Origin of the sequence: Thiohalophilus sp. (genome assembly GCF_046483665.1) — a bacterium.
Classification (GTDB): Bacteria; Pseudomonadota; Gammaproteobacteria; order UBA6429; family Thiohalophilaceae; genus Thiohalophilus.
This window is the reverse complement of sequence record NZ_JAWOCR010000005.1, coordinates 113,738-131,157: the sequence shown is the minus strand read 5'-3', so window position 1 is coordinate 131,157 and position 17,420 is coordinate 113,738. Positions and strand designations below refer to the sequence as shown.

Below are 17,420 nucleotides of genomic sequence, written 5' to 3'. Positions count from 1 at the left end.
TAAAGCGATGGCATTGTCGCTCTTGCGCAAAGCACCACATATTCTGTAGGTTAGGCACCTGTTTCCCGAGGATATGAGCCAATCGTGACAGAAGCCACCCCCCGTCAACTTCGCCTGAAAAAACGCGAAGAACGGCGCCTCAAGACCGGTCACCTGTGGGTCTATAGTAACGAAGTCGATGTCAAAACGACCCCGCTGACAGAGCTGGCACCGGGCGAGCAACTGCAGATCGCAGACTATCGCGGTAACGTGCTTGGCTGCGCCTATGTCAATCCCAACAGCCTGATCTGTGCCCGCCTGTTCAGCCATCAGGACGCTGTCGCCCTGGACGCGGAGCTGATTCGGCGTCGACTCGAGCGCGCTCTGAAGTTTCGCCATGAGCTGTTTGCCGCGCCCCATTACCGGCTGGTTTATGGCGAAAGCGATGGACTGCCTGGTCTGGTGGTGGATCGCTTCGATACGATCCTGGTGGTACAGATCACCACGGTCGGAATGGAGGTGCTGCGCGATACGATTCTCGACGTGCTCGACACGTTGCTTGAACCGACGGTGATCTATTTACGCAACGACAGTAGCAGCCGCGAACTGGAAGGCCTGGAACGTTATACTGAAGTGGTCAAGGGCGAGCTGCCGGGCCAGATCGAACTGGTTGAAAACAAGGTTCGCTTTCAGGTGCCGCTGGCACAAAGCCAGAAGACCGGCTGGTACTTTGATCACCGCCTTAACCGGTTACGCTGCCAGGCCTATGCGCCGGGGAAACGGGTACTGGACGTCTTCTCGTATGTGGGAGCCTGGGGTGTACAGGCGCTGCACGCCGGTGCCCGTGAAGTTGTTTGTGTGGACAGCTCCGCAGAGTATCTGCAAGTGGCGCAGGCCAATGGACGTGCCGTCAAGGAGCAGGGACTGACAACCCTGGCCGGCGATGCATTTGAAGTTTTGCGCCAGTTGCATGAAGAGGGTGAACACTTTGATATCGTGGTGCTCGATCCCCCCGCCTTTATCAAGCGACGCAAGGATATGAAAGAAGGTGAGCTGGCTTATCGACGAATCAACCGGCTGGCCATGCGCCTGTTAAATGAAGACGGGCTCTTGATCTCGGCCTCCTGTTCCTATCACCTGAGCCGTCTGAAGTTGCAGGATAATATTCGCCGCGCGGCCCACAAGCTGGAACAGGAAGTCCAGGTGCTCGAGCAGGGCCATCAGGGCCCCGATCATCCGGTCCATGCTGCCATGCCCGAAACTGATTACCTCAAGGCCTATTTTTGTCGATTACTCGCCATGTAATCGCCAGATCCTAGTCACTAGCCGCTAGTCACTAGAAACTGCTTAAAAAGAGATGTCATCAATGCGTGTAGACTTCGATCCGGTTGCTTTCGAACTGTTCGGTTTGACCGTCCACTGGTATGGCCTGATGTATCTGATCGGATTTGTCGGCGCCTGGTGGCTGGGTCGCCTGCGTGCCCGGCAACCGACCTCGAACTGGACCGCGGCACAGGTCGATGATCTGCTGTTCTACGGGGGGCTCGGTGTCATCCTCGGCGGACGGATCGGTTATGTGTTGTTTTATAATTTCGGCGCGTTTGTGGACGATCCGTTGTTGCTGTTTCAGATCCAGGAAGGCGGGATGTCCTTCCACGGCGGCCTGCTGGGCGTGATGCTGGCCCTCTGGCTGTTCTGCCGAAAATATGACAAGGCCTATTTTGCGGTGCTGGATTTTGTCGCCCCCCTGGTGCCGCTGGGGCTGGGAGCCGGGCGGATTGGTAACTTTATTAATGGGGAGCTCTGGGGACGGCCAACCGATTTGCCCTGGGGGATGGTTTTCCCGCTGGCCGGGCCCCAGGCGCGCCATCCCAATCCGCTGTACGAAGCCTTCCTGGAAGGTCTGGTCCTGTTCGTGATCCTGTGGTGGTTCTCCGCCCGATCCCGGCCGCGACGGGCCGTGTCCGGCATGTTCGCCCTGGGCTATGGTGTATTCCGGTTTGCCGTCGAGTTTGTGCGTACCCCCGATGCCCATATTGGCTATCTGGCGTGGGGCTGGCTGACCATGGGACAGTTATTGACCCTGCCACTGATTCTCGCCGGACTGTACCTGCTATGGTGGGCCTATCGACAGCCTTCCCGCACAGCTGCGGAATAAAGGAAAATTTAAGTAAAATCGGGGCTTAGCCGATAACGGATTTTGCCCCTTCAACTGTACCAGGGAGATTGACCATGTCTGCACTTATTCAACGTGCGCTGCTGATCGGGCTGATGCTGAGTCTCAGTCTCACAGCCGGCGCAGCTGCGCTCAAGCCCTTTTCGTTGGCCGGGATCGCCGATAGCGAAATGTCACGTGTGGTGAGTGATGTCCAGAGTCGTCTCGAGCGCGGTGGTTTTGAGATACTCGGTACTTACCGTCCTTACGACGGGGCGCACATTTTTGCCGTGACCAGCGAAAGATTGAAAAATGCGGCCCGCCAGAGCGATTACGGTGGTTTTGGCGCAGTTATCAAAGTGGCGGTCACCGAGGTCGCCAATCAGCAGGGCGGCCGGCAGATTCAGGTCAGTTACAACAATCCCGAGTATATCGCTCTGGCCTACAATATGGGCTCCCGTCTGACGCAGGTGAAGCGCAGTCTCGGCCAGGCGATCGGCTTTGAACGGGACTTTGGCGGTGACGGAATCGATGAAGATAAACTGCCGAGCTATAATTATACCTTTGGTCTGGAAGATTTTTACGGCTTTTTTGAGTTTGTCGATTACGGCAGCCATGCCCGGGCGGTGCGCGAGGTCGAGCGAGGCCTGGCCAACAACGATTTCGGTATTGGCCAGGCCTATAAACTCAAAGTGCCGGGCAAACAGCAGGTTGTATACGGACTTAGTCTGCAGGCCGATGTGGAGAAACAGAAATTCCTCAATGACAAATATGTCATGGAAGTGATCGATCACCAGTCATTACGGCGCACGGCCCATCTGCCATATGAGATTATGGTCAATGGCAGCAAGGTCATTTCCCTGCATCCCCATTTTCGCCTGGCGGTGATGTTCCCCGATCTGAAAATGTTCGGCAAGCACAGTTTTGGACAGCTGATGGATCTGCCCTATGTGTATGAGGAATTCTTCACCCAGGCTGTTGGCGGGCAGTGGCCGCCCGGTGGCGACAGCTGGTAAACTCCGGGCTGATTTATTTAAACTTGCGATTGATTCCCTGGTTTTTCAGGGAGGATCTGCGTGTTTGGTCTTCCGGTGGTGATGCCTGTTTGATCTGACGTGCAGTAGAAGGAAAAAGCTTATCTCTCGCAGAGACGCCGTGGCGCAAAGAAACCTGATATTGTTCATTCTCAGCGTGCTTGGCGTCTCTGCGAGAGTATTATTAGCCGGGCAGAGTACGTCCTACTGTGTGCCCTCTCCCTGACTTGCCTCTTCCTGGGCTTTTATCTCCCTGTTACTGATAATGGGTTTGGGAGTATATGTGTTTTTGTTATCCACGTGGCAATAGAGCCGGACTCGCAGGCGTGTTAAAATCAACATTTGAGCAGCTACCCGTGAATGAGGCGTCGACGTGAAACAGTATCTTGAGCTGATGCGGCATGTCCGGGACAACGGTACACGCAAGGATGATCGGACCGGCACCGGCACTCTCAGTGTGTTTGGCTACCAGATGCGGTTTGACCTGGCGCAGGGTTTCCCGCTGGTGACGACCAAGCGGCTGCATTTGCGCTCTATCATTCATGAGCTGCTGTGGTTTTTGCGCGGTGATACCAGTACAGGTTATCTGCACGATAACAAGGTAACTATCTGGGACGAGTGGGCCGATGAAAATGGCAACCTCGGGCCTATCTACGGCCACCAGTGGCGCTCCTGGCCTACTGCCGATGGGCGACATATCGATCAGATCAGCCAGGTGCTCGAGCAGCTCAGGAACAAGCCTGATTCGCGCCGTATCATCGTTAGTGCCTGGAACGTGGCGGAACTACCCGATGAGTCCATTTCGCCGCAGGAAAATGCCCGTAACAATAAAATGGCCCTGGCGCCCTGTCATGCGTTTTTCCAGTTCTATGTGGCCGATGGCAAGCTTTCCTGTCAGCTGTATCAACGCAGTGCCGATATTTTTCTTGGCGTGCCGTTCAATATTGCTTCCTATGCCTTGTTGACCATGATGGTGGCCCAGGTCTGCGACCTGCAACCGGGTGACTTTGTCCATACCCTGGGCGATGCCCATCTCTATCTCAATCATCTCGAGCAGGCCGACGAGCAGCTGAGCCGTCAGCCCTATCCGTTGCCGAGCATGAAGATCAATCCGGCTATCGACAACCTGTTCGATTTTCGGTTCGATGATTTTGAGCTGGTCGACTACCAGTATCATCCACATATCAAAGCGCCGGTGGCGATTTGAATAAAAGTTGGCAGTTAGCAGTCGGCAGTCATAAATCGTAAGTCGTAGGTCAGGTTGCGCGTAGTGCTACCTGACACCTCGGGATGGGATTGACGGTCGTTAGGAAATGTCACACAGGCTGTCGCCAGTGCGACCTACGTGAAGGGCGGTCAAGGTGAAGGAGGCAGCTTGTCTCTCGCCAAGACGCAAAGACGCAAAGAAAACTATCAATTTCATTCTCAGCGAGCTTTGCGGCTCTGCGAGAGTTAAATATTTTGATTGCTGCGCCGATAGAAAGAACAGGCCCGGGGGCTGAACTATGTCACAGGATACATCACCACGCATTTCGCTGATCGCGGCGTTGACGCCGCAGCGGGTGATCGGGATTGAAAACCGTCTGCCCTGGCGGCTGCCGGCGGATATGCAGTGGTTTCGAAAACATACCCTGGACAAGCCGATTGTGATGGGGCGAAAAACCTTCGAGTCCTTCGGTGGCAAGCCGCTGCCCAAACGTACCAATATCGTGATCAGCCGGGATACAAACTATCAGGCTGAAGGTGCCGTGGTAGTCCATTCGATCGATGAAGCCATCAAGGCGGCCGGCGCCGTGGGCGAGATCATGATCATCGGCGGTGCCTCTTTCTATGAGCAAACCCTGCCACAGGCCGATCGCCTGTACCTGACTTATGTCGATGCCGATATCGAAGGCGATGCCTGGTTTCCGGAACTCGATTCGAACCAATGGCAGGAAACCGAACGCCACCACCATCCCGCCGATGACAAAAACCCCTATCCCCACGACTATGTCATTCTGGAACGTCGTCGGGATTAGCAGGTAAGAGAAGAACGCAAAGGCGCAGAGAGCACAGAGTTATTTTATTGAGGTTTTATTTGACCCGCTTACTGTTGGTCATTCCCATGATTGTTAGGGAGGATTTCAGGGTTGGCATTTGAACTGGTAATGACATTGTTATTACCGTGCGAGAAATATTATTTGATGAACAAAGATCTAAAAACCATTAATTATTCTTTTCTTTGCGTTCTCTGCGCCTTTGCGCTTCTGCGTTAATATCTTTATATTAAAAATCACGGCGTGCCGGGTTGGCAGTTTCGGGGGCAGTGGCAGGTGATATGACGGTTGGCGGGCTGGCCGAGCTGGTAGGCGCTGAGCTGGCCGCCCCAGACGCAGCCGCTGTCGAGTGAGTGGATGTTGCCCTCGATGTGCAGACCCAGGGCGGCCCAGTGGCCGAACAGAATCGTGGTGTCGATTTCGACCCGTTGCGGCAGGTTATACCAGGGAAGGCAACCGGCTGGCGGATCGCCGGGTTTGCCCTTGGCATTCAACTCCAGCGAACCGTCACTATGGCAAAAGCGCATTCGGGTAAAAGCATTGCAGATAAAGCGTAACCGGTCCCAGCTTTCGAGTTGTTCCGACCAGGACGCCGGTTGATCACCGTACATATTGTGAAAAAATGCGGGATAGTTTTCACCACGCAAGACTGTCTCGAGCTCACTTGCATATTGTTGTGCCTGGGCCAGAGTCCAGCCCGGATAGATGCCGGCATGCGTCATGCAGTAATTGAGACCGGCATCGTAGTGCAGTAACGGCCGTTGTCGTAACCAGTCGAGCAGTTCTGAAGCATCCGGTGCATCCAGTATGGCCTGCATGCTGGCATCCCTGGTACTCCCCACGCCTTCGGCCAGGGCCAGCAGATGGAGATCGTGATTGCCGAGGACGGCAGTGACGGCGGGGTCAATCGATTTGACGTAACGCAGGCATTCCAGCGATTTGGGACCGCGATTGACCAGGTCGCCGACCAGCCAGAGTTGGTCGCGTTCGGGTTCGAAGTGGAGTTTGTCGAGCAGGGTACGAAACTCGTCATGGCAACCCTGCAGGTCGCCGATTGCATAGATAGCCATGGATTACTCTGTTTTTCTCAGTTCGATCTGATGAAACCAGCCGCCGGGTGCGAGACGGATTTCCTCGATCAGTTGTAATTGCGGACATTGTGCCAGTAAGGGTTCCAGTACAACATCGGTGCGGGTAGCGATATGGCGGATCACGTTGTTCAATACCCGTCGCACCGGAGCCCGCTCCCCATGGCGCAGAAACTTGTCCAGCACAAGGATGCGCCCGCCGGGACGTACCACCCGGGCGGCTTCGCGCAGGGCGCGTTCCGGCTCGGGAACAACGGCCAGAATCAGGTGCATCAAAATGACATCAAATTGCTCATCGGCATAGGGCAGATACATGACATCGCCGCAGTGCAACTGGATATCATTGCGTTGTCTGAGGCGCCGTTGCGCGCGGCGTAACATCGCCGTGGTCAGATCCACACCGATATAGGCGGGACCGGCAGGCAGATCAGGGATATCCAGGCCAGTACCGATGCCACTGACCAGAATGGTTTGATCCGTTGCTCCGGTGAGACGTCTCAGGCTATTGCGCCGCATGCCGGCAGTCGGGCCATTAACGATTAAATCATAGAGAGGAGCGAGCAGTGTATAACTGTGCTTGAGCGACATGCCATTAATGCAGAGTGCGAGGTATTGCCAGGGTGAAGGGAGGAATCCGGGCGTCGAATTCAAAACCATCGTCCGCAATCATGTGGTAAGTGCCCTGCATACTGCCGACCGGGGTTTCCAGTACCGTACCGCTGGTATAACGAAACCGCTCACCCGGTTCAAGATGAGGTTGTTCTCCCACCACGCCTTCGCCTTCCACTTCCTGCACTTTGCCTTCCGCATCGGTGATAATCCAGTGACGGGTCAGTAATTTGGCGGCGACTGAACCGCCATTATGAATGGTAATGGTATACGAGAAGACGTACCGGTTCTGCTCCGGGTCGGACTGCTCTTCGATATAGGCGGTTTCCACCTCGACCTGCGTATTATATTCGGGACTGGTTTGATCCATTGTGATAATTGCCGTTGGCTGTGATTAATTTATTACGGCTGATGATCATCGCGGTGTTTGTTGACATAGTCAATCGCCTTTTTTACGGCCTTATTGACCTCATGGTCTATCACCTGACGTTCTTCCTGGGTCATAAAAAAGGCCGTATCAACATTGTGGCGAACATACCGTGCCGGCAACTGGTTGAGTGCAACACAGGCAATGTCGGAGAGAAAATCGTCACTTTCAACTTGTAACTCGGTGTTGCGCAGTGTCAGTAGCTGGTCCAGAACCAGTTGCTCGTAATAGTTGTGAATCGATTCAAACGCCATGTCGTCTCCGGTGATAACGAGGGTATGCCTATTGTATCGGTGTGTTGTGCTTTATCTTGACCGGTTTACGCACTCTGGCGCAGCTGGCCGGTGGGTTGTTGTCGGGCGTCAATGAGATTCTGCTGTTCAAGCCACTGACGGACTTCCCCGGCATCGTCCTCAAACCAGCGTCGGGCACTGCCGAGGCGAAAGCTGTAGCCCCAGCTATCCATATCCGCCCACATGCGCTCCCGGCCAACGTGTGGCAGCTGCTCCGCCAGCAGAACCTGGAGATAGCAGACCGCATTTTCCTCGTCATAGCCGCCACCGGCATCGGTGTGCAGTCGGGCCCGGCGTCGGGGATCCATGCAGATATAGTGACAGGCTTCATGCAGGGCGGACTGGAGTGGCGTCTGTGGGCGAATGAACAGTCGATCGCCGATCAGGCCGGCCTCGGGATCGCCCCAGAAACTGCCCGGCAAGGTGGCCTGATCGGCGATCATCACAACCTTCAGGGCGTAGGGCTGCAGTAACTGGCGCAGAGCCGGCAGACCCGCTGCGGCACAGCTCATCACCTGATTGAGTAAAGACGTGGACATGCGGCAATTTTATCACGGTCGCTGGCCACGATAGATAATGATGCGGACCCTGTCGCCGGGGTAGATCAGATCCGGGTTATGAATATCACTGTTTTCGGCCAGTTCGGGATAGCGCCAGGGGTTATCGACATATTTTTTCGCGATGTCCCACAGGGTATCCCCGCGGGCGACTACGTGGACGATGTCTTCCCGGTCGGGCGGGGTGTTTGAGGCGGGGGCGTCGGTCTGTTCGTCAGCGGATTGTTTTAGCGTGGCGCCCTGCGGTCCCGCTTCATCTGCCGGCTCGCCGGGCGGTATGGTTACGGCGGGAATGGCGGGGGCCGGTGCCTCGAAAATCAGGGTAATCCCTTCACTGCTTTGTTCAATGCTGGCCCGATAGGGGGGAGCTGTACGGATCAGACCACCGAGGACGTGCGGGGGGGACTCCGCGATGGCCGGCAGTTGCGGCGCCGCTTTTGTATCCGGTTCCGGAACCGGTTTCGGTTTGGGAGCCGGTTCGGCATAGGGTCGCTCTGTCGGGGGCGCGGGGGCGAACGGCTCACGAGCCGATGATGAGTGGGAGGGGCGCTCACTCATGGGTTCCGGTGCTGATGCCGACAGGACAGGAGGCGAAGCCGAGGGATCGCTGAACGTCTCCGGGATCGGATCCGGGATCGGATCCGGGACCAGATCCGCGACCGGGTCCGGGATATCGCCAGTCGGATACCATAGATAAATACCGACGGCGCCACCGCCCAGCAGAAGTAACAGAACAAGCAGCACCCCCAGTCCCCCGCCGGTGTCCTCTGCAAGGGGGGCGGAAGGGGATTTCGAGATTGAGGGTCCTGGCGGGGGACTGACGGCCTTCGCAACGGGCGGCGTCGGGGAGGCTGGTCGCGGCACCGGTTGCCGGCCTGCAGAGTGAGTCCCCGGCTTCGTGGAAGCTGGCGAGTGGGTTGACGGTTTACCCGCTCCGCCAGCGGCGATCGGCTGTGCCGGGGGGCGCGTGCGGGCTGGCGTCGATGGTTCGGTGACCGGGAAGGTTTGCGGCGACGGCGCGGGGGTATCGGGCTGGCGGGGTTCGCAGGATGTCGCCGTCTGCGGTGGTACCGGGCCGGCGGAGTCGGTATTCGGTCGGGTTTCGGTGGGCTTGTTGGCAGGCGATGGCACGGCGGGGGCCGGGACGGGTTCGGGCTCCGACCTGGTATCGGCGGCGGGCAGTGAGGTTGTCTCAGATGCCGGCCGGACACCGGTCTGTGACCCATGAAGTTGGTGCTCACTGGCAGGCGGAGCCTTTGGATTCGGGTTTTGCGCTGCCGGTTCCAGGTGGGCCAGGTACTGGCGCAAAAAGCCCGCCGGGTGCAGATGGGGCAGTTGCTCGAACTCGGTATACAGGTGAATCTGTTCCCGGTAGAGCAGCGTACGACTGAAAGTGTCGCGTGGCAGGTGGGGCGGCAGCCCGCCCCAGCCCTCGGCGGGATAGCGGATCACATCCACGATCCGATCCACCCAGAAGCCGGTATAGCCCCGCGCCAGTTGCGTGATGACCAGGCGCCCGGGTAGCCAGTTGGCCGGATCGATACCAAAGCGCTGGCGCAGATCGATCACACTGACAAGGTGCTGGCCATGGCGGAAAATCCCCGGCCGCGCGGCGTCACTGCCCGGCGGATGGGTCAGCTCAGGCGGCAGTACAATCTGCTCAATAGGTCCGGTCGGCGCGCAACAGCGCACCGGCCCCACCTCGTAGATCAGCAGGGCATCGGCGTCGTGCAAAGAAGCCATAATCCGTGTCAGCTCGGGATGGTTGTTCTTCTATAGCGGCCCGCCGAGGCGGTTATTAATAGCGTCGTGGGGGAACCGGGAAGGCGGTCACGCTTTTCTTAAAAAAGATTCAACGCAGAGGCGCAAAGGCGCAGAGAACGCAAAGTCCTCTTTTTCAAGATGAGAATGGATTGCAGTAAGCCATTGCTACAGGCTTATTTACAGTGAATAAGAGGGGGAAGACAAATTCACTCTGCGTCCTTTGCGCCTCTGCGTTAATTATCTTGTGACCAGGGCGTTGGCGAGGGTGGCGAAGGCGGCCAGGTCGAGTTGTTCGGGGCGTTCGGTGGGGGCGATACCCAGTTCCTGCAGGCGGGCTTCGCTGAGATAGCCTTTGAGGGAGTGGCGCAGCATCTTGCGGCGCTGGCTGAACAGGCGATTGACCAGCCAGGCGAGCTGCTGGACGTCGTTGACCGCCACCGGCGGTTCGGGATGCGGGATCAGGCGGACGATGGCCGACTCGACTTTAGGCGCCGGGTGGAAAGCGCCCGGTGGGACAATGAACAGTCGTTCGGCCCGGCAGTAATAGTGCAGCATCACGCCGAGCCGGCCATAGGCCTTGGTGCCCGGGACGGCGGTCAGGCGATCCACCACTTCTTTTTGCAGCATGAAGTGCATATCCGCGATACACGCCAGCTGTTCCATCAGGTGGAACAGCAGCGGGGTGGAGATGTTATAGGGCAGGTTGCCGATCAGGCGCAGTTTTGCCTCGCCCGCGCGCAGCTGGCAAAAATCAAAGCGCAGGGCATCGGCGTTATGCACGTTGAGTTTGCTGTCGACATCGAGCTGATGTAGCTGGGGGAGCAGATCCCGATCCAGCTCGACTACCTCCAGATGTTTGACTCGCTCCAGCAGCGGCCGGGTCAGGGCGCCCTGACCGGGGCCGATCTCCACCAGCGGATCGTCCGGTTGCGGGGCAATAGCGTCGAGGATGCGCCGGATGACGCCCGGGTCGTGCAGAAAATTCTGGCCGAAGCGTTTGCGCGGACGGTGCGAGGAGTGAGTCATGGTGCTCAGGTGGTTTCGGTGGCGCGAAGCATTTTGCCGGCCACCTCGATGGCATAGGTGAGGCTGCCCGGATCGGCGCGGCCGCTGCCGGCCAGCTCCAGCGCCGTGCCGTGGTCTACCGAGGTGCGCACGAACGGCAAGCCCAGGGTGATGTTCACCGCCTTTCCGAAGCCCAGATGTTTGAGCACGGGCAGACCCTGGTCGTGATACATCGCCAGCACCGCATCGATCCCTCCCAGTCCGGCCGGGGTGAACAGGGTATCGGCCGGCAGCGGCCCGATCAGATCCAGGCCCTCGCGGCGCAGGGCCGCCAGCGCCGGTTCAATCACTTCAATCTCCTCGTATCCCAGGTGGCCGCCTTCACCGGCATGGGGATTGAGGCCGCACACCTTGATCCGTGGCCTGACGCAGGCAAAGTGGTGACGCAATTCACGTTCCAGGATACGAATGACTGTGGTCAGGTTCTCGCGGGTGATGGCGTCGGGCACCTCGCGCAGGGCCAGGTGGGTGGTGGCCAGCGCAACCCGCAGGCCGGGGGTAGCCAGCATCATCACCACGCGAGGGGTGGCGGTGGCATCGGCCAGGTACTCGGTATGGCCGGTGAAGACGATGCCAGCGTCGTTGATGACGCCCTTGTGAACCGGGCCGGTGACCAGCGCCTCGAAATGGCCCGCCTGGCAATCGGCCACGGCCCCATCCAGGCAGGCCAGAACATAACTGGCGTTGGCCGGATCGAGCTGGCCGGCTGTCACGGGGACGTTGGTCGGGGTAGCCTGGCAGGCCAGTTGCCCGGCGCCGGTGACCGGCGCGTCCCCGGGGTTCCAGGGCTGCAGGCTCAGCGGCAGCTTCAGCTGGCGAGCCCGTTGTTCGAGCAGGTCGGGATCGGCCAGTGCGACCAGATTGATTTCGCGGGGCTGCTGGGCGGTCTGAATGAGTAAATCAGGACCGATGCCGGCCGGTTCGCCAGGGGTGATGGCAAGAGTGGGCGGCCGCGGCGTCACTGGTTCAACCGGATTTCCACATAGGCTTCGGCGCGCAGCTGACGCAGCCATTGTTCGATGGCCTCATCGCTTTTGCGCTTGTGGATGGACTGGCGGGCCTGGATCCGCTGGTACTCTTCGGTGTCGTCGTGCTTGCGCCGCGAGAGGACCTCGACAATGTGCCAGCCGAAACGGCTCTGGAAGGGCTCGCTGATCTGGCCCGGTTCGAGCTGTTTCGCGACTTCTTCGAAGCGGGGCACCATGCTGCCGGGACTGAACCAGCCCAGACTGCCGCCCTCGGCGGCGGAGGCGGTGTCATCCGAGTGAGCGCGGGCCAGATCGGCGAAGCTTTCGCCCCGTTGAATCCGCTCGCGCAGGCGTGCCAGGCGTTGGCGGGCGTCGGCATTGGAAACCAGCTGGTTCGGCCGGATAAGGATGTGCCGGGCCAGGGTCTGTTCAACGATGCGCTGCTGTTCGTCGGAGCGCCGGTCGAGCAACTTGAGAATATGAAAGCCGCTGGCGCTGCGCTGGGGTTCGCTGATGTCGCCCGGTTCCATATCGACAATAATATCCGCCAGTGCGCTGGGCAGTTGCCCCCCCTTGCGCCAGCCCAGATCGCCGCCCTGCAGGGCGTTCTCGCCGCTGGATTCGGCCACGGCGGTCTGATGGAAGTCAGCCCCGAGGCGCAGGCGGTTATAGACCTGCCGGGCTTTGGCTTCCGCCTGCTGGATTTGTTGCGGCGTGGCGCCGTCGGGTACGCCGATCAGGATGTGGCCGAGGCGGAATTCGTCATTCAGTCCCTGACGGTTTTCCATGTTGCTCAGGTAATTGTTCACTTCCTGCTCGGTGACGTTGACGCTGTCCTCGACCCGGCGCTTGCGCAGCTGGTTGACGATGATCTCGTTGCGAATATTGTCGCGAAAGGCCGCGAAGCTCATGCCGTCACGGCGCAGGACCTCCTGAAACCGGGACAGGGTCAGGTTGTTCTCGCGGGCGATGTTGTTAATCACCTGGTTGACTGTCTCGTCATCCACCCGGATGCCGGCTTTTTCGGCCAGTTGCAGCTGTAACTCCTCGACGATCAGGTTTTCCAGCACCTGGCGCTCCAGAGTCTGCTCATCGGGCAGGCGCTGCTGCTGTTGCCGGGCCTGGCTTTTGATGCGCTCCAGTCGTTGATCCAGCTCGATCCGGGTGATGACATCGTCGTTGACGATGGCGACCACCTGATCGAGCTCCTGAATCGGAGCGGCAAAGAGGGGGGCGGTGCCCGGCGCGACAAGGCCGAACAGCAGGCCAAAAATAAGGTGTTTCATGATACGGGACAAGCGGTTAACAACAGGCCGACAAGCATAACACAGGCGGGCCCATCCGATGCCAGGATTCCGCTATCCGGCGTGACGGTTACTCGCCGAAGCTGGCCAGTCCCTTGAGCTCCAGAACGAGCAACAGGGTGTTCTCCTCGGGGCGGTTGCTGCTGATAAAACGCTGGCCGGCCTCGAGGCTCAACCCCCAGCAGCAGCTGTCGTAACGCAGGCCCAGAAGCGATTCGAGTTCCCGCTGGTTTTGCAGGTCATACAGTTGCCGGCCATGAAACCTCCAGCGGGGATTGAGCCGCCAGTTAAAGCCCGCCTCGCGGGTCTCCAGCCGGTCCTGCTGAAAGCGGTAGGCCGCGGCCAGCGACAGGCTGTCCCACGGCGAGTAACGCAGCCGGGCATTACCGACGGTAATCTCGTCATCCTGCGGCGACCAGGTGACATCGCTGTCGAAAGCCCAGCGGTTATTGGGCCGCAGGTCAAATTCACCAATGATATCCGAGCGTTGCCGGGTGTTGGTCACATCGTCGTCCAGCGTGACCTGGCGATCCTCGAAATAGAAAACCTGTGCCAGCCGGGCCATCAGCATTTCCTGTCCCGTTTGCTGATTCAACAGGCGGGTGGTGAGCGCCGCGGTCAGGTGGTTGGTATCGCCGATGCGATCGGCCCCGTCGAAACGGTCGGCGCGAAACGGGTCGTTAATATTGAAACTGCGAAAGGCGCTGTCGAATACCGGAATATCGCTTTGATTCCGATAGGGGATGTAGGCATAAAACAGTTGCGGTTCGAGCGTGTGCAGCAGATCGGTGCCGCCGATGCGGGTATCGCGCTCAAAAAACAGCCCGCTGTTGAGGCTGAAAATCGGCACCGTGCGGGTCAGCTCGGGTTCAGTGCTGATGGTCTGCGGTTCCAGATCGTAGTGGGTGTAATGCAGAGATAACTTCGGTTCGGCGAAACCGTAGACCGTGCGCAGCGGCAGGCTGACCGATGGCTCTACGGCCAGCCGGCTGCCTTCGGGCACCGTCGGTGCATCGCGATGGGCAAACTCGACCCACCGGGCATTGAACTGGTAATTGAGTGTATTGTTCCGTTGCGGCAGGCGGGAGCTCAGCCCCAGTTGCGGCAGGCGTTGATAGGTTTCGTTGCCTTTGATGACCTGATGACTCTGGGCCAGGGAGGTGAACTGCCAGCGGGCGGCGTTGTAGACCAGCTGACCCCGACGTTGCAGGTGGGTGGTGCTGGTGGCATTGAGATCGTCACCAAAATCGAACAGGTGATCGGTGTCGGCAACCGAGTTGTAATCGACCTGCCCGTTCCAGCCGGCATCGGCCCGTCCCTCGTGTTGCCAGCGGATGCGTTCGCGATCCTCTCCGTACAGCTCGTCGTCGGGCAGATAATGCCAGTCCAGCTGGCCTTCGTTGTTCTGCGTCATATAACGGAACTCGGTTTGCAACATGGTCCCGCGGCGACTCATGTGATCGAGCGTGAGTGTCGCATCCATTTGCGGGGCGATGTTCCAGTAATACGGAACAATCACCCGCGTACCGTGTTGATCCGAATCGCCAATCGAGGGATAGAGCAGACCGCTTAACCGTTCGTCGCCAATGGGAAACCGCATGTAGGGCAGATACAGAAACGGGACGTCCTTGAAGCGAACCACCACGTGGCTCGCCGAACCCTGGCGGGTTTCGTTATCGAGCATGATGTGACCGGCGCTTAACAGCCAGTCGGGATCACCGATATCACAGGTAGTATAGGTGGCGTTATCCAGTTCGGTACGGTACTTGTCCAGAATCCGGAGGGTGTCGGCCTGCCCCTGCTTGTTGCCGGCGGTACGATAGGTGGCTTCGCTGATTTCGCCGGTGCCGGCGGCCATATCCATGTCCGCCTCGGCCCCGGTAATCAGCAGATCGTCCTGTAGCAGCCGCACATTGCCTTCGGCGTGGGCGGTATCCCGCTGGCGATCATACTCGACCCGATCCGCCATTAACTGGCGAAGCCCCCGGCGCACCACGACCGCGCCGCGAAACACGCTGACCGATTCGAGACTGATGTCGGCGTTATCGGCTTCGATGTGAGTGCGAGGGTCACCCGGATCGCCTTCCACCCGGGGCAGGGGGGCGTGACTGGCGGGTGGGCAGAGTCCGCCGGTTGTTTCGCTCCCCGTTCCGCCCGTTACCTCAGCCGGGGGCACCACGGTCTGCGCCCCGGCCGACGCACTGGCACAGAGTATGACCGCCAGTAACCCGGGGCGCAGGCGCCGCGGATGACAGAAGCAGGAGTGACAAACGGATTGACGCAAGATGGCCTCGGGATTGCGAGTCGGTTGTAATGCCGCGCCGGGCGGTCGGGTTATGATATGTTGACATTATACATGCTCATCCGTTGAACACCCCAGGCCCGGTTAACGCTAAATGCGCTTGCAGTGCGGCCCGGCTCGTCGACAACCGGTATACTTCGCCCTGGCAGAGGCAAAAGGCAAACTGTTTTGGATACACGCTTGCAGCAACTCGAACAGTGGCTGGCCACGCAGGGCTATCACCACTACCGCCTGGAACCGGCTTCCGCCGACGCCAGTTTCCGGCGCTATTTTCGCATTCAGCATGACGGGCAGAGTTTCATCGTCATGGATGCGCCACCGGAAAAGGAAGACACCGCTCCCTTTATCCGGGTCGCCGGTTTGATGAGCGCGGCGGGACTGCATGTCCCGCGGATAATGGCGCAGGACATCGAACAGGGTTTTTTGCAACTGAGCGATCTGGGTACGCGCCTGTACCTGCCGGCATTGAACGAGAACAACGTCGATGCCCTGTATGGGGCTGCCCTGGAGGCCCTGCTACAGCTGCAACAACATCCGGCCCCTGGCTGGTTGCCCGACTACGATCGGGACCTCTTGTTGCAGGAAATGCAGCTGTTTTCGGACTGGTATTTGCAACGGCATCTGGGATTGGAACTGGACGCGCAACAGCAGGCGATTCTGAAGGAGAGCTTTGAGTATCTGGCCGATGTGGCACTGGAACAGCCCCGGGTGATCGTGCATCGCGATTATCATTCGCGTAATCTTTTGCTGAGTGAGCCCAACCCCGGGGTGATCGATTTCCAGGACACGGTCCACGGTCCGGTCAGCTACGATCTCGTTTCCCTGTTGCGCGATTGTTATATCGCCTGGCCTCGTCCGCGCATCGAACAGTGGGTGCGGGACTATTTGCAGCGTGCGCAACAGATCGGGATTGTTGAATCAGGGGTGAGCCCCGATCAGTTTTTGCGCTGGTTCGATCTGATGGGGCTACAGCGCCATCTCAAAGCCAGCGGCATCTTTGCGCGATTGAACTATCGTGACGCCAAGCCCGGTTATCTGGCCGATATTCCGCGCACGCTCGGCTATGTTCTGCAGATCATGGACGACTATGCCGAGCTGTCCGGGTTTGCCGAACTGTTGCAAAGCCTGGATGTGCCCCGGCGACTGGATCAGATTACGCCGCGGAGTGTGTTGGCATGAAAGCGATGATCCTGGCCGCCGGTCGTGGCGAGCGTATGCGGCCATTGACCGATACCTGTCCCAAACCTTTATTACAGGCCGGTGGCAAGGCGTTGATCGAATATCATATCGAGGCACTGGCCGCCGCGGGAATCGAGGAGATCGTGATCAATCATGCCTGGCTGGGCGCGCAGATCGAGACCACCCTGGGCAAGGGAGAACATTATGGTGTGGCATTGCATTATTCGCACGAAGCCACCGCGCTGGAGACCGCCGGCGGCATCATCCAGGCCCTGCCATGGCTGGACGAGGTGTTTATCGCGCTCAACGCCGATATCTGGACCGACTATCCCATGACACAGTTGCCCGTCGATCCCGAAGGGCTGGCCCATCTGGTGATGGTGGATAATCCGCCCCATCATCCGCAAGGGGATTTTGGTCTGCGGGATCATCATCTGGATGAACAACACGAACCGCGTCTGACCTTCAGCGGCATCGGGGTTTATCGGGCCGGGCTGTTTGCCGATCTGGCGCCGGGGGTGCGACCACTGGGGCCGTTATTGCGCGAGGCCATGCGAGAGGGCAAGGTGAGCGGGGAGTATTATTCAGGGCAATGGCGGGATATCGGTACGCCGCAAAGACTGGCCGAACTGGATGCACAACTGGGTAGTGGATAAGGAC

At 58.8% G+C, this 17,420-nt stretch carries 17 protein-coding genes; 7 read left to right on the top strand and 10 right to left on the bottom strand.

Features of this window, described 5'->3' with window-relative positions; all coding sequences use genetic code 11:
• The first annotated feature begins 84 nt into the window (after window positions 1–84).
• The 5 genes from R6U90_RS01470 (at window position 85) to folA (ending at window position 5,186) form a co-directional block, all read left to right on the top strand.
• Window positions 85–1,284 carry a class I SAM-dependent rRNA methyltransferase gene (locus tag R6U90_RS01470; protein ID WP_410350879.1) on the top strand — a complete coding sequence of 400 codons (1,200 nt, stop codon included), beginning with the start codon at window positions 85–87 and terminating at the stop codon, window positions 1,282–1,284.
• 52 nt (window positions 1,285–1,336) lie between these two features.
• On the top strand, window positions 1,337–2,137 hold the full coding sequence (gene lgt, locus R6U90_RS01465; RefSeq protein WP_410350878.1) for a prolipoprotein diacylglyceryl transferase: 801 nt from the start codon (window positions 1,337–1,339) through the stop codon (window positions 2,135–2,137).
• 74 nt (window positions 2,138–2,211) lie between these two features.
• Window positions 2,212–3,150 carry a hypothetical protein gene (locus R6U90_RS01460; RefSeq protein WP_410350877.1) on the top strand — a complete coding sequence of 313 codons (939 nt, stop codon included), beginning with the start codon at window positions 2,212–2,214 and terminating at the stop codon, window positions 3,148–3,150.
• A gap of 391 nt (window positions 3,151–3,541) precedes the next feature.
• Entirely contained in the window at window positions 3,542–4,375 is an 834-nt protein-coding gene (locus R6U90_RS01455) for a thymidylate synthase (RefSeq protein ID WP_410350876.1), read from the top strand.
• 298 nt (window positions 4,376–4,673) lie between these two features.
• The gene (gene folA / locus R6U90_RS01450) at window positions 4,674–5,186 is read left to right on the top strand and encodes a type 3 dihydrofolate reductase (protein WP_410350875.1); all 513 of its coding nucleotides are present in this window, start codon (window positions 4,674–4,676) and stop codon (window positions 5,184–5,186) included.
• A gap of 254 nt (window positions 5,187–5,440) precedes the next feature.
• On the opposite strand, the gene R6U90_RS01445 is transcribed toward folA, so the two are convergent.
• From R6U90_RS01445 to R6U90_RS01400, 10 genes are all read right to left on the bottom strand, one after another.
• Window positions 5,441–6,274 (bottom strand): symmetrical bis(5'-nucleosyl)-tetraphosphatase, encoded by an 834-nt coding sequence (locus tag R6U90_RS01445; protein WP_410350874.1) that lies wholly within the window; start codon window positions 6,272–6,274, stop codon window positions 5,441–5,443.
• Window positions 6,275–6,277: 3 nt separating this feature from the next.
• The gene (locus R6U90_RS01440) at window positions 6,278–6,880 is read right to left on the bottom strand and encodes a class I SAM-dependent methyltransferase (protein ID WP_410350873.1); all 603 of its coding nucleotides are present in this window, start codon (window positions 6,878–6,880) and stop codon (window positions 6,278–6,280) included.
• A gap of 4 nt (window positions 6,881–6,884) precedes the next feature.
• Window positions 6,885–7,271 carry a Co2+/Mg2+ efflux protein ApaG gene (gene apaG, locus R6U90_RS01435; RefSeq protein ID WP_410350872.1) on the bottom strand — a complete coding sequence of 129 codons (387 nt, stop codon included), beginning with the start codon at window positions 7,269–7,271 and terminating at the stop codon, window positions 6,885–6,887.
• A 32-nt stretch (window positions 7,272–7,303) separates the two neighbouring features.
• Window positions 7,304–7,582: a late competence development ComFB family protein gene (locus R6U90_RS01430; RefSeq protein ID WP_410350871.1), complete on the bottom strand. Its 279-nt coding sequence runs from the start codon at window positions 7,580–7,582 to the stop codon at window positions 7,304–7,306.
• A 65-nt stretch (window positions 7,583–7,647) separates the two neighbouring features.
• Window positions 7,648–8,160, bottom strand: coding sequence for a hypothetical protein (locus R6U90_RS01425; RefSeq protein WP_410350870.1), 513 nt, complete (start codon window positions 8,158–8,160; stop codon window positions 7,648–7,650).
• Between the two features lie 12 nt (window positions 8,161–8,172).
• Window positions 8,173–9,921 carry a chemotaxis protein CheW gene (locus tag R6U90_RS01420; protein ID WP_410350869.1) on the bottom strand — a complete coding sequence of 583 codons (1,749 nt, stop codon included), beginning with the start codon at window positions 9,919–9,921 and terminating at the stop codon, window positions 8,173–8,175.
• A 258-nt stretch (window positions 9,922–10,179) separates the two neighbouring features.
• Window positions 10,180–10,968 (bottom strand): 16S rRNA (adenine(1518)-N(6)/adenine(1519)-N(6))-dimethyltransferase RsmA, encoded by a 789-nt coding sequence (rsmA, locus tag R6U90_RS01415; RefSeq protein ID WP_410350868.1) that lies wholly within the window; start codon window positions 10,966–10,968, stop codon window positions 10,180–10,182.
• Window positions 10,969–10,973: 5 nt separating this feature from the next.
• Window positions 10,974–11,969, bottom strand: a complete 996-nt coding sequence (gene pdxA / locus R6U90_RS01410) for a 4-hydroxythreonine-4-phosphate dehydrogenase PdxA (RefSeq protein WP_410350867.1) — start codon at window positions 11,967–11,969, stop codon at window positions 10,974–10,976.
• Window positions 11,966–13,261: a peptidylprolyl isomerase gene (locus tag R6U90_RS01405; RefSeq protein WP_410350866.1), complete on the bottom strand. Its 1,296-nt coding sequence runs from the start codon at window positions 13,259–13,261 to the stop codon at window positions 11,966–11,968. Before R6U90_RS01405 ends, pdxA begins: the two co-directional genes overlap by 4 nt.
• A gap of 88 nt (window positions 13,262–13,349) precedes the next feature.
• A complete protein-coding gene (locus tag R6U90_RS01400; protein WP_410350865.1) occupies window positions 13,350–15,563 on the bottom strand; it encodes an LPS-assembly protein LptD in 2,214 nt (737 codons plus the stop codon).
• A gap of 186 nt (window positions 15,564–15,749) precedes the next feature.
• Between R6U90_RS01400 and R6U90_RS01395 the strand changes: the two genes are divergently transcribed.
• Both R6U90_RS01395 and murU read left to right on the top strand, forming a co-directional pair.
• A complete protein-coding gene (locus R6U90_RS01395; protein ID WP_410350864.1) occupies window positions 15,750–16,760 on the top strand; it encodes an aminoglycoside phosphotransferase family protein in 1,011 nt (336 codons plus the stop codon).
• Window positions 16,757–17,416, top strand: a complete 660-nt coding sequence (murU, locus tag R6U90_RS01390) for an N-acetylmuramate alpha-1-phosphate uridylyltransferase MurU (RefSeq protein WP_410350863.1) — start codon at window positions 16,757–16,759, stop codon at window positions 17,414–17,416. Before R6U90_RS01395 ends, murU begins: the two co-directional genes overlap by 4 nt.
• Window positions 17,417–17,420: the final 4 nt, after the last annotated feature.